Raw genomic sequence first — 12,567 nt, 5'->3', positions numbered from 1 at the left:
AGGTTGCTAGCAATGAGCGATTCGACCACTGCGATGGAGGAGAAGAAGCCCTTCTTCAAGATGTCCTCCATCCCCGGCGCCACGATCCTGGTGCCGCTTCTTCTGGGGTGCCTCCTCAACACCCTGTTCCCCGACCTGTTCAAGACCCTTGGCAGCTTCACGCTGGGCATGACGCAGAACGGCGCGAGCCCGCTCGTGGGCGCCTTCCTGCTCATCGTGGGCACCACGATCTCGTTCAAGAGCGCCCCTGCCGCCGCCGCACGCGGTGCGATTATCATCATCGTGAAGCAGGTCGTCGTTATCGCCGTGGCGCTGCTCGTGCTGTTCACCGGCGACAACTTCCTCGGCCTGTCCGCGATGGTGATCCTGGCTGCCTGCACGGGCGCCAACAACGCCATGTATGCGGGCCTCATGGGCACGATGGGCACCGAGGTCGAGCGTGGCGCCGTGGCCATCACGACGCTCGTCGTGGGCCCGCCCGTCACGATGATCGTGCTGGGCGCCGCCGGCCAGGCCCCGATCGGCTGGACGCTCGTGGGCGCCATCCTGCCCATCGTCGTGGGCATCATCCTGGGCAACGTCTTTCCGAGCTTCAAGCGCATGATGGCGCCCGCCCTCACCGGCATCATCGTGCTGACGTTCTTCTCGATGGGCACCACGATGACGTTTGGCCAGCTCGTCGCCGGCGGCCTGCCGGGCATCCTGCTGGGCGTCATCTGCTCGGTGGTCTTCGCGATTCCTGCCGTCTTCGTCGATCGCCTGACGGGCGGCACGGGCGTCGCGGGCGCCGCCATCTCGAGCTGCGCCGGCGCCAACGTCGCCACGCCCGCTGCCATGGCAAACGTCAACGAGGCGCTCTACGGCGGTGACGTCCTCGCCGTGGCTACCGCCCAGGTTGCCGCCTGCGCCATCGTGACGGCCATCCTCACGCCGCTCGTCACGAGCTTCGTGTACAAGCACTTCAACAAGGCCGCCAAGGCCGACGAGGCTGCCGCTACCGCGTAGTTGCATCGACGCACGAGCTTGCCGGGGCCCGTCACCTTCTCAGGTGGCGGGCCCTTTTGTGTGCGGTTGCGCGCGATGGGTGGCGCATCCGTTGGCCCGTGCACCCACATTTGCGTCTCTAGAATTCGAGCACCCGCTTTTACGCGCTAGATGGCCTCCTAGCACGTAGAGGTGGGTGCCCAACGGTTGCGGACGCGTACAAACGGGTCCCGGGTGGGGCTGACGGAGCGGAGGACGAGGCGAGCGCGAAGAGGCGCCGCGCCCGCGCCCTGCCGCCAATCGAACAGGGCGTGGGGGTGCGCGGGAATCGCTCGGGCGCGCACCATAGTGTCCGGCGTGCGCGCTATCCTCATTTGGCACACATCGGATGGGGGAGTCTCGCCACATGGCCTTCGTACACCTGCACAACCACACGGACTACTCGATGCTCGACGGGGCAACACGCATCTCGGACATGGTGAAGCGAGCCGTCGACCTCAAGATGCCCGCCGTGGCCATCACGGACCACGGCTACATGTATGGCGTGCCAGACCTCGACCTCGAGACGGCCAAGTACAACCACCAGCAGCCTGACTGGCAGCAGTGGTTCCACGACAAGGACAACTACGCCAAGGGCCGCGAGATCGTGGAGCCCAATGCCGAGGAGGAACCCGAGGCCCACGCCCAGTGGAGGCTCGACGTCGAGGCCCACGAGGCCGGCCGCGACCTCGACGAGGTCAAGCCGCGCCCGCTTGTGAAGCCCATCTTTGGCTGCGAGGCCTACTTCACGCCCGACGACTCCCTCTCGCGCGACCACAAGCCCGAGCTCTACCACATGATCCTGCTCGCCAAGAACCAGGTGGGCTACGTCAACCTCATGCAGATGATGAGCGACGCCGCCGTCCGCGGTTTCTACTACAAGCCGCGCACCACCCTCGAGATGCTCAAGAAGCACTCCGAGGGCGTCATCGGCACGGCCGCCTGCGTCTCTGGCATCATCCCGCGCTCGATCCTGCGCGGGCAGCCCGATGAGGCGCTCAAGTGGGCGCGTACCTTCAAGGAGATCTTTGCCCCCGGCGACTTCTACATCGAGATTCAGGACCACGGCCTCACGTTCGAGAATGGCATGACCGACCGCCAGCTCGACGAGCAGCTGGTGGAGCTTGCCCATTCGCTCGACCTCAAGGTCATCGCCACCAACGACTTCCACTACCTCACGCGCGACGACGCCCCCACGCAGGACCTCATGATGTGCATCGGCATGAACTCCAAGGTCGATGACGAGAACCGCATGCGCATGGAGGGCAGCGAGTTCTACATGAAGACCGAGGAGGAGATGCGCGAGCTGTTTTCCTGGTGCCCCGAGGCCTGCGACAACACCCTCGAGCTGGCCGAGAAGTGCAACGTCGAGCTCGACTGGGACCAGATCATCCTGCCGCGCTTCCCGCTGCTCGACGAGGGCGAGACCCACGAGAGCCAGTTCCGCCGCGAGTGCGAGGAGGGCCTGGCCAAGCGCTACGGCGAGGACTGGAAGAACGTCACGATCAACGGCATCAACGTCCAGGAGCGCTTCGAGTACGAGTACAAGATCATCTGCGACAAGGGCTTCGCCGCCTACTTCCTCATCGTGCAGGAGTACGTGCGCTGGGCCAAGCAGAACGGCATCGGCGTGGGCCCCGGCCGTGGGTCTGCCGCCGGCGCCCTCGTTGCCTACGCGATGGACATCACGACCTTCGACCCGCTCACGAACAACCTCATGTTCGAGCGATTTCTCTCGCCCCAGCGCTCCGAGATGCCCGATATCGACATGGACTTCGACGATGAGCGGCGCCTCGAGGTCGTCGAGCACGTGCGCCAGCTCTACGGCCCCGAGAAGGTCACCCACGTCATCACCTACTCGACCATCAAGGCCAAGCAGGCCGTCAACGACGCCGCGCGCGTGCTCGACTACCCCGTCTACATGGGCCAGCGCCTCTCCAAGATGATCAGCGCCGCGCCCAACGCCACGCTCAAGGCCACGATGGAGAAGGTTCCGGGGCGCGAGGATCAGTACTCCCAGGACTTCGTCGACGCCTACAACCAGGACTCAGACGCTCGCCGCATCATCGACGCGGCGCTGTCGCTCGAGGGCCTCATCCGCGGCGAGGGCGTCCACGCCTGCGCCGTCCTCATCTGCCGTGACCCCGTCAACGAGCACTGCCCCACCAAGCTCGATACCAAGGGCGGCGTCGAGATCACCCAGTACGAGGGCCACACGGTGGCGGACATGGGCCTGCTCAAGATGGACTTCCTGGGCCTGCGCACCCTCACGGTCATCTCCAAGGCAAAGGCCAACATCAAGGCCAACTTTGGCATCGACGTCGACATGGACTCGATCCCCTTCGACGACCCCGCCATCTACAAGCTGCTGGGCTCGGGCAACACCGCCGGTGTCTTCCAGGTCGAGTCCGGCGGCATGACCGCCACGATCAAGGGCATGCAGCCCACCGAGTACAAGCACATCGTGGCTCTTATCGCCCTGTACCGCCCGGGCCCGCTGGGCGCCGGCATGGTCACGGACTACATCGACCGCATGAACGGCAAGAAGGAAGTCGTCTTCTACGACGACCGCCTCTCGGACATCCTGGGCGAGACCTACGGCACCATCGTGTACCAAGAGCAGGTCATGCAGATCTCGGTCAAGATGAGCGGATTCTCGGCCGGCGAGTCTGACTCGCGCATCCGAAAGCCCGTGGCCAAGAAGAAGATCAAGCTGCTCACGAGCACCATCTTCCACTGGGACGATGGCGCCGACGAGACGACCTACGACCACTGGATCAACGGCGCCGTGCGCAACGGCTACACCCGCGAGATCGCCCAGCGCATCTGGGACGACGTCCTCAAGTTCGCCTCGTACGCGTTCAACAAGTCGCACTCGGCGGGCTACGCGATCCTGGTCATGCAGACAGCCTGGCTCAAGGCCCACTACCCCAACGAGTTCATGGCGGCCGTCCTCACCAGCTACACGGGCAAGACCGAGAAGATCGTCCACTACGTCTCGGCCTGCCGCCACGAGGGCATCCAGATCCTGCCGCCAGACATCAACGAGTCGGGCAAGGAGTTCACGGCCGTCCACGAGGGCGTCCGCTTTGGCCTGGCCGGCATCCGCGGCGTGGGCGAGGGCGTGGCCGACGCCATCATCGCCGAGCGCGAGCGGGGAGGGGCCTTCAAGAACCTCCACGACCTGGTCGACCGCGTCGACACCGGCACCTGCAACCGCCGCGTCATCGAGGCCCTCATCAAGGGCGGAGCCTTCGACTCGACGGGCTACCCGCGCCGCCAGCTCATGGAGTTCGTCGACAAGAACAACCCTGCCAACATCATCGATGCGGCCACGAAGCGCCAGAAGGACCGCGCGGCGGGCCAGAGCTCAATGTTCGACCTGTTCGCCGACGTCGAGGGCTCGGGCTTCGAGTCCGACGTGCCCGACCCCAGCCCCGTCGAGTGGGACCGCACCCTCAAGCTCGCCCAGGAGCGCGAGGTGCTGGGCCTCTACATCTCCGACCACCCGCTGCGCCCCTACGAGTACGCCCTGGCCAAGGCCCGCGACTTCACCCTGTCGCAGGTGCTGGGCGGCTACGAGAAGACGAGCGTCACCGGCGAGGTGCGTCACGTCGAGGTGAGCGGCGAGAAGCCCATCTGGATTGCGGGCATGGTGTCTGGCCTGCAGAAGCGCACGACCAAGAACGGCGACCCCATGGCCATCGTGCAGCTCGAGGACATGGAGAACGAGATCGACGTCGTGGTCTTCCCCAAGGCCTACAAGAAGAGCGCTGCGGTGCTTGCCGGCCAGACCGACGAGCAGACCGGCGAGCAGGTGGGCGACGTCTTCGTGCGCATCCTGGGCCGCATCGACCGCTCGGACCGCGGCGACCAGTTCCTCGCCACCGCCATTGAACCGCTCGAGCTGTCCGAGAAGACCAACAAGCCCAAGATCCTCGAGGTCATGCTCGAGCCGGCCGCCCTGTCGCGCTTGGTGCTCGAGCAGCTCCAGAAAGTCTTCGAGCTGCATCCGGGCATGGACCGCGTCGAGGTGTTCGTTGAGAGCTGCAGTGGCGACCGCCTTCGCATGGAGGTGCCCACGCGCGTCGACGCCAAGAACGTGATGCTCATGGCCCGCGTCCAGGACGTCGTCGCCGGCAAGGGCTTTGCCCACGTCGTGTCATAGCGGCTGCTCGCCGCTTCCGGCGTGCGGGCGTTGCGGGTGCCTGCCCGTTACACTCGTCTCCCATAGCTGAGGAATTGCATCGCGCGGACCCTTGCGTTGATTCGCGGGGGTCCGCGCGTTATGCGTGCTGCTTTCGTGGGCAGACTCTCCGTGAGGGCCCGCGGTGGGCGCGGGCGCCACGCGAGAGAGGAGCGGTCCATGGGTGAGCTCAAGTTCTATAAGTGCAAGAAGTGCGGCGAGGTGTTCTGGAAGGTCGTGGGCGCCGAGTGCGACTGCACGCCCTCCTGCTGCGGCGAGCCGTGCGTGGCGCTTGTCGCCAACACGGTTGACGCCGCGCGCGAGAAGCATGTGCCGGCGCTTTCCGTCGAGGGTGACAAGCTCGTGGCGCGCGTGGGCGAGGTGGCCCACCCGATGCTGCCCGAGCATCATATCGCCTTCATCGCGCTCGACCGCGGCAACGGCAAGGTCGAGGTCAAGTTCCTGCAGCCGGGGGCGGCCCCCGAGGCAACGTTCTGCGTGCCGCCGCGCGATGCCGTGGTCTACGAGTACTGCAACCTCCATGGCTTGTGGAAGGCAGGCTTCACGGCCTAGCCGGGGACAAGGGGACGTGTCTTTTGTCCCCGTGGTCTTGGGCGCTGAACCTTGCGAGGTATTTGCTGGGGATCTACGGGCCAGAGAGACTGTTCCTCTGGCACGCTGTTGGGCGGTCGCGGGCGAACTCGCGGCCGCCCTGCTTTTGCCTCGCGCCCGGACGCCTGAAGGCCCGCCAAAGCTCGCGGGTAGAATCCTCTTGGCGCAGGCGCCGGTGAGCACGACGGTGTTGGCCACGGCCGCAGCGTCTCGTCGCTCACGTCGCCGCCCAGCTCGGAGAGGTGCGTGGGCAGGTCCATCTCGCGCTCAAAGGTCTCGAGGGCGTCGATGCCGGCAAGGGAGACATGCTGGCCTGCCTCCTTGACGGAACCGTCGCCGTAGACAAGCAGCATGCGCCTGTCCGCGCACAGCGCAGCGAGCTCGGGCACGGAGTCGTTGCGTATCGGCAGCCTGGTGTCGTTGCGAAGCGAAAAGTCCTTCATGTTCCTCTCGCTCTCGTTGGGCAATGGGCCTGGTCCTAGCGGTGCCGCCCATCCTAACAACCGGTTGTTACTACCGCACAAGTTGGGAATGCGCGGAATTTGCGCGGGGGCGTTGGCCTGGGCGCCCGCCGGAGCCTATCCTTGGACGTGCCGCTTGCCGGCCGCCGCGTTGGCTGCCGGCCACCTGGGCGAGGCGCCTGTCGCCACCCGACCGCTTGGCATGGCCTGTCTGTTGCTCGGTTAGAATTCCCGACCAGCCGGTGGAGTGGGGGAGAAAACCAGATGATCTTGTCGCTTGCCCCCATGGAGGGGGTCACGGGCTACGTGTTCAGGCGCGTCCACGCCGCCTGCTTTGGCCCTCTGAGCCGCTATTACACGCCCTTTGTGGCGCCGCCGCACGTGGGCAAGGGCTTCGTGGGACGTGCCAAGAAGGAGCTCGACCCGCAGGCCAACGAGGGGCTCGATGTGACTCCGCAGCTGCTCACCCGCGATGCCGACCGCTTCGTGTGGGCCGCTGGGCTGCTCGCGCAGATGGGCTATCGCGAGGTCAACCTCAATCTGGGCTGCCCCTCGGGCACCGTGGTCTCCAAGGGCAAGGGCTCGGGATTTCTGCGCGAGCCGGGCGAGCTCGAGGCGTTTCTCCAAGACGTGTGCGAACGCTCGCCGCTGCCGGTCTCGGTCAAGACGAGGATTGGCATCGAGTGCGACGAGGAGTACGAGCAGATCCTTGCCGTCTTCTGCCGCTGTCCGCTCGCCGAGCTCATCGTCCACCCGCGCCTGCAGCGAGACGCCTACCGCGGTGCCCCGCGCTGGGAGCCCTACGGACGCACGCTCGAGGCGGCGCCGTTTGACGTTTCCTACAACGGCGACATCTTCTCGGTCGAGGACTACGAGCGCCTGACCAGCGCCTTCCCTCAGACGCGCCACGTGATGCTGGGCCGCGGCGTGCTTGCGAACCCCGCCCTGCCGCGTATGGTGCGCGGCGGCATGCCCGCGAGCGCCGTCGAGCTGCGCCACTTCCACGACGCCCTGTTTGGCGCCTACCTGGACGAGATGGGCGGCAACGCCGTCATGCGCATGAAGGAGTGGTGGCTCTACTCGAGCTGCGCCTTTGCCAATGAGCGAGCCGTGCGCAAGCGCGTGAGATCGGTGAAGAAGGTCGCCGACTACGAGGCCGCGGTCGAGCGCATCTTTGGTAGCGAGCCCCTGGCACCCGTCGCCCGCTATCGCGGTGAGGCGTAGGCAGGGCCTCACTGGCACGTCCAGGAGGGCAACGTCATCTTCCCCAAGACAACCAATTCCGTCCACATGGCCGACAACCTCGACGTCTTTGACTTCGAGCTCGCCGCAGACGAGATGGCACGCGTAAACGCCCTGCCACGGCACGCCTACTACCACGTGGCCGACGAGGCTTCTTCGTGGATCTTCAACGAGGTCGACGCCGACGCGGTCCAGAAGTAGGAGCTTGCGAACGGGAACAACCTACGAACTGAGGACGGCACCCCCAACGCGATGAGCGCCGCCTGGGGTGTGCAGTCGAGCTACGACACGATTAGCCTGTTCGTCTCGCAGCACAAGACCACCGAGAACCTGCTCAAGACGGGCGCGTTCACGGTCTCGTTCGCCACGCTCGACACGATGGCGATCTCTGACTACCTTGGCATCGAGAGCGGTGCCAAGGTTCCCAACAAGATTGTCCGGTTAGCGCACATAAGTTTGCGGCCCGCCTTGGCCAACAGCACTTTTGCCGCCGAGACGGACCCGCTTTTATGACTTATGTACGCTAAATAGCTGACGGATGTCCGCCCGCAACCCCCCGTTCCCGCGGCCCCCGTCATGAGGCCGCCCACCGGCCCCGTCGCCGCCGGCAAGCTCCACACCATGAAGGAGGTGTGCGAGGAGTGCGGCACGACCTACGAGACGCTCAAGTTCTACTGCAACCGCGGCCTGGTGCCCAACGTCAAGCGTGACGCCAACAATCGCCGCGTGTTCGACGACCGCGACGTCGCTTGGCTCAAGAGTCTCTCGTGCCTCAAGCGCTGCAACATGTCCATCTCCGAGATACAGCACTACCTGGACCTGTGCGTGCGCGGCAAGGCGACGATCCCCGAGCGCAAGGCGTTCCTCGCGGCCAAGCATGCCGAGCTCGGTCGCCAGATGGAGCAAATTCAGGCGGCGATTGACTATATCGATTGAAACAGGAATTCTACGACGACGTTCTCTCGGGCAAGACGGAGTACTTCTCCTACGTTGCACCGGAGGACTAGCGGGTCCACAAGCCCGTGCGGCGTGCGGAGAGGGAAGGGAGGAAGGGTAAAACCTCTCCGCACGCCGAGCTTGCGCATATAATCCAGTGCGTTCGTTGCATCTGTGTTTCGCGAGCTAGACGTTAACAAAGTCGAAATGTAGCTTACGAGTGTCTTACACATTCGGGCCCCTGCGGACACCCCGCCGTCCCGCACATGCCGAGAGGATCTTCCATGAACGAGGTCATGTCACAGCTCTTTGCTCGCAAGTCCACGCGGGCCTTCACCGACGAACTCGTGAGCGAGGCCGACGAGCGCGCCATCCTAGAGGCCGCCTGCCAGGCGCCCACCGCCGGCAACCAGCAGCTCTACAGTATCATCGTGGCGCGCGACCCCACCCTCAAGCAGACGCTTGCCCACACCTGCGACGACCAGCCCTTCATCGCCAAGGCGCCGCTCGTCCTCGTCTTCTGCATCGACGTTCGCCGCTGGTGGCGCGCCTTCGAGCTTGCGGGCGCCGCTCCCCGCCGCCCCGGCAAGGGAGACGCGCTGCTTGCCCTCGAGGACGTCATGTGTGCGGCGCAAAACGCCGTGGTTGCGGCTCATTCCCTGGGGATCGGCTCGTGCTACATCGGCGACATCCTCGAGCGGCATGAGGAACAGAGCAGGCTGCTGGGGTGCCCCCGCTACGTGGTGCCTGCGGCGATGCTCGTGATGGGACACCCCACGGCCCACCAGCTCGAGCGCAAGAAGCCGCGCCGCTTTGACCTCGAGAGCGTGGTCTTCGAGAACAGCTACCAGGACCTGCCCGACGAAGAGCTGCTCGGCGTGCTCTCCCAGAAGGAGGGCCACACCTCAGACCCCGACGACGGCCTCGAGGCCTGGCTTGGCGCCTTCTGCCGCCGCAAGTGGAACTCGGGCTTCTCGCGCGAGATGAGCGACTCGGCGGCCCGCATGCTCGAGGACTTCGACTACGCGGATTAGTGTCACGCAGCTGCGCTATAGTCTCCCTCAATTGGCCGGAACAAGTCGCCGGCCGCAAGACCAAGGAGTCATCATGGCCCTCATCGTTCTCGTCATCATCCTCGCCGTGGTCGCGGTGCGCTGCGGCTACGTCGTGCGTCAGCAGCATGTTGCCATCATCGAGCGCCTGGGTCGCTTCTGCGGCATCAAGGGCCCGGGCTTTCACGTCATGATCCCCTTCATCGACACCGCCCACGACGTCGACCTCATGACCGAGGACCAGCACATGACGTTTGACGCCAAGACGCATGACAACGTCACGATCGAGCTCGACGTCTCGATCCAGTACCACGTTGACGCCACGCACGCCAACATGGGCGCGGAGTCGGGCATCTGGAAGAGCTTCTATACCCTCACCGATCCCGTGAGCCAGATGAAGGACTACCTGGCAGACGCCCTGCGCAGCCAGATTCCCAACCGTACGCTCGACGAGGTCTTCTCCGAGAAGGATGCCATCGCCACTGCCATCGATGAGGTCGTGGCCACCAAGATGCTCGACTACGGCTACGTACTCGTGACGACCCTTATCACCTCGATTCGCCTGCCGGCCGAGGTCCAGGAGTCGATGAACCGCATCGTAGCGTCCAAGAACAACCTCGAGAGCGCCCGCAATGACGCCGAGGCGGCCCGCGCCAAGACCGTCATCGCCGCCCAGGCCAAGGCCGAGGCCATGGCTGCCGAAGGCAAGGGCATCGCTGACCAGCGCATTGCCATAGCCCGTGGCATCAAGGAGTCGATCGACACCATCAAGGGCTCAGAGCTCTCGAGCGAGGAGGCAAACCGCCTCTTCGAGTTCACCCAGTGGGTCTCGATGATGGAGTCCTTTGCCGAGAAGGGCTCTTCGAGCGTGGTCTTGCCCGGCGACTTCTCGAGCGCGAGCAGCCTCTACGAGCAGCAGCTCGCCGCTCGCGTTACGCCCAACCCTGAGGGAGGGAAGCGCGCGTGACGCCTCTTGCCCTGCACGCCTGCTGCGGTCCCTGCTCGCTCGAGCCCCTGAAGCACCTGCGCGAGGAGGGCTTTGAGCCCACCATCCTGTGGGACAATCCCAACATCCAGCCCGTCGCCGAGCACGACCTGCGCCTGGCGACCCTGCTTGCCTGGGCAGATGCCCAGGGCATCGCTGTGGTGCGCTGCGAGCGCGGCGCGGGGAGCGGGCTGGTGGGCACCAAGACGGCCGCCGAGCAGCGCGAGGCCTGGGAGCGCGCCTGCGCCCCGCTGGGGTTTAACCGCGAGGCCCGCTGCCGAGCCTGTTACGCCATCCGTCTCTCCCAGGCCTGCGTCGCGGCCCGCGATCTGGGCTTTACCCACATCTCGACCACCCTTGCCGTCTCGCCCTACCAGCTATTCGACGACTGCTCGCAGATTCTCAAGCGCCAGGCTGCCGCCCATGGCCTTGTGCCTGTCATCCGTGACTGGCGCCCCTTCTATGCCGACGCCACGCGCGAGAGCCGCGAGCTGGGGATGTATCGCCAGAACTACTGCGGCTGCCGCTTCTCCGCTGCCGAGGCGGCGATCGAGCGCCACGAGCGCCGCGACGAGCGAAAGCGTGCGAAGGCCGAGGCGAGGAAGGCGTCTCGCTAGCTGCGCCAATCGTGTGCCGCAAGCGTCTGACCTGCTGCGTTATAGGTGTGCGAGAAGAGCGGCGCCACGGAGGCGTGCCGCTCGCGGCCGCATGGCTACCGCTCGCCGCCGCACCTGCCGCCCGCGTGGCTCTGTCGCCCCGCTCGTCCGGAAGGCCGTCGGTATCAAGAATCGATTGGGATACGGTTTGAGGCCCCTGGCGAACCACGCAGAAGCGCTTGGAGCCGACGATCTGGGAGGCAGACATGGGCCTGTTCACTGGCAAGACCGTCATCGTCACCGGCGGCGGCAAGGCAACCCTCAAGGATGGCAGCGCCGGCTCCATCGGCTATGGCATCGACATCGCGTTTGCCAAGGAGGGCGCAAACCTCGTCATCACCGGCCGCAACGTCGCCAAGCTCGAGGCCGCCAAGGAGTCGCTCGAGGCAGACTACGGCATCAAGGTCCTGCCCGTCGCCGCCGACGTCTCCGCCGGCCAGGACAACGAGGCCGTTGTCCAGAACGTCATCGACCAGGCCATCGCTGAGTTCGGCCGCATCGACGCCCTTGTGAACAACGCCCAGGCCTCGGCCTCCGGCGTCACGATCGCCGACCACACGATGGACCAGTTCAACCTCGCCATCTACTCCGGCCTCTACGCCACGTTCCTCTACATGCAGAAGGCCTACCCGCACCTCAAGGAGACCAAGGGCTCCGTCGTGAACTTCGCCTCCGGCGCCGGCCTCTTCGGCAACTACGGCCAGTGCTCCTACGCCGCCGCCAAGGAGGGCATCCGCGGCCTCACCCGCGTTGCCGCCAACGAGTGGGGCAAGGACGGCGTCAACGTCAACATCGTCTGCCCGCTTGCCTGGACGGCCCAGCTCGAGAACTTCGAGGTCGCCTATCCCGAGGCCTTCAAGGCCAACGTCCACATGCCGCCCGCCGGCCACTACGGCGACGTCGAGAAGGAGATTGGCCGCGTCGTCGTCCAGCTCTGCGGCCCCGACTTCAAGTACATGAACGGAGAGACGGTTACCCTCGAAGGCGGCATGGGCCAGCGCCCCTAAGGGCCTGAGGCACAGCATCTTGCCACTCAGCGGGGCGGGCATGACCTTTAGGTCTATGCCCGTCCCGCTTCATGTCAATCTGCAGCACCTCAAGCCCTTGGCCAACCTGAGGGGGATGGGCATGACCCTGAGGTCTATGCCCGGCTCGCTTTATGCCAATCTTGCGCACGAGGAGCACGCTACCCAACCTGGGGGTCTATGCCGATTGCCCCGGAGTGCGTGCTTATCGCGTGTGATTATCGAGCTCAGAGGCCATAACTACGGACGTTTGGCACGCGCTTTCGATAATTACGGACGTTTGGCATGCGCGCTGGGCCGTCGTGGGGGAAGCGGTCCGGCGACCGTCGCCTGTCGCCAGCTTGTGGCGCATTCGGCCAACGCGACCTGCGCCGATTGTGGCGGGCCAC

11 protein-coding genes are annotated in these 12,567 nt (G+C 65.4%); all 11 read left to right on the top strand.

Going from position 1 to position 12,567, the window contains the following annotated elements:
* Positions 1–12 precede the first annotated feature (12 nt).
* The 11 genes from Q3866_RS05805 (at position 13) to Q3866_RS05755 (ending at position 12,160) form a co-directional block, all read left to right on the top strand.
* On the top strand, positions 13–1,005 hold the full coding sequence (locus tag Q3866_RS05805) for a 2-keto-3-deoxygluconate permease (protein ID WP_293673770.1): 993 nt from the start codon (positions 13–15) through the stop codon (positions 1,003–1,005).
* A gap of 385 nt (positions 1,006–1,390) precedes the next feature.
* Positions 1,391–5,191 (top strand): DNA polymerase III subunit alpha, encoded by a 3,801-nt coding sequence (gene dnaE, locus Q3866_RS05800; RefSeq protein WP_293673769.1) that lies wholly within the window; start codon positions 1,391–1,393, stop codon positions 5,189–5,191.
* A gap of 198 nt (positions 5,192–5,389) precedes the next feature.
* Positions 5,390–5,782, top strand: coding sequence for a desulfoferrodoxin family protein (locus tag Q3866_RS05795; RefSeq protein ID WP_301830316.1), 393 nt, complete (start codon positions 5,390–5,392; stop codon positions 5,780–5,782).
* 764 nt (positions 5,783–6,546) lie between these two features.
* Positions 6,547–7,506 carry a tRNA-dihydrouridine synthase gene (locus tag Q3866_RS05790; protein WP_301830315.1) on the top strand — a complete coding sequence of 320 codons (960 nt, stop codon included), beginning with the start codon at positions 6,547–6,549 and terminating at the stop codon, positions 7,504–7,506.
* A gap of 66 nt (positions 7,507–7,572) precedes the next feature.
* A complete protein-coding gene (locus Q3866_RS05785) occupies positions 7,573–7,725 on the top strand; it encodes a hypothetical protein (RefSeq protein WP_301830314.1) in 153 nt (50 codons plus the stop codon).
* Positions 7,726–7,776: 51 nt separating this feature from the next.
* Positions 7,777–8,037: a hypothetical protein gene (locus Q3866_RS05780; RefSeq protein ID WP_301830313.1), complete on the top strand. Its 261-nt coding sequence runs from the start codon at positions 7,777–7,779 to the stop codon at positions 8,035–8,037.
* Between the two features lie 63 nt (positions 8,038–8,100).
* Positions 8,101–8,460 (top strand): MerR family transcriptional regulator, encoded by a 360-nt coding sequence (locus Q3866_RS05775; RefSeq protein WP_301830312.1) that lies wholly within the window; start codon positions 8,101–8,103, stop codon positions 8,458–8,460.
* A 284-nt stretch (positions 8,461–8,744) separates the two neighbouring features.
* Positions 8,745–9,494, top strand: a complete 750-nt coding sequence (locus Q3866_RS05770; RefSeq protein WP_301830311.1) for a nitroreductase family protein — start codon at positions 8,745–8,747, stop codon at positions 9,492–9,494.
* 73 nt (positions 9,495–9,567) lie between these two features.
* Positions 9,568–10,479, top strand: a complete 912-nt coding sequence (locus Q3866_RS05765; RefSeq protein ID WP_301830310.1) for an SPFH domain-containing protein — start codon at positions 9,568–9,570, stop codon at positions 10,477–10,479.
* Positions 10,476–11,114: an epoxyqueuosine reductase QueH gene (locus Q3866_RS05760; RefSeq protein WP_301830309.1), complete on the top strand. Its 639-nt coding sequence runs from the start codon at positions 10,476–10,478 to the stop codon at positions 11,112–11,114. The genes Q3866_RS05765 and Q3866_RS05760 overlap by 4 nt, the downstream gene beginning before the upstream one ends.
* Before the next feature lie 245 nt (positions 11,115–11,359).
* A complete protein-coding gene (locus tag Q3866_RS05755; RefSeq protein ID WP_367881374.1) occupies positions 11,360–12,160 on the top strand; it encodes an SDR family NAD(P)-dependent oxidoreductase in 801 nt (266 codons plus the stop codon).
* The last annotated feature ends 407 nt before the right edge of the window (positions 12,161–12,567 follow it).

The organism is uncultured Parolsenella sp. (assembly GCF_958346945.1).
Classification (GTDB): Bacteria; Actinomycetota; Coriobacteriia; order Coriobacteriales; family Atopobiaceae; genus Parolsenella.
The sequence above is the reverse complement of the archived record's forward strand: the minus strand, read 5'-3'. Positions and strand labels throughout refer to the sequence as shown.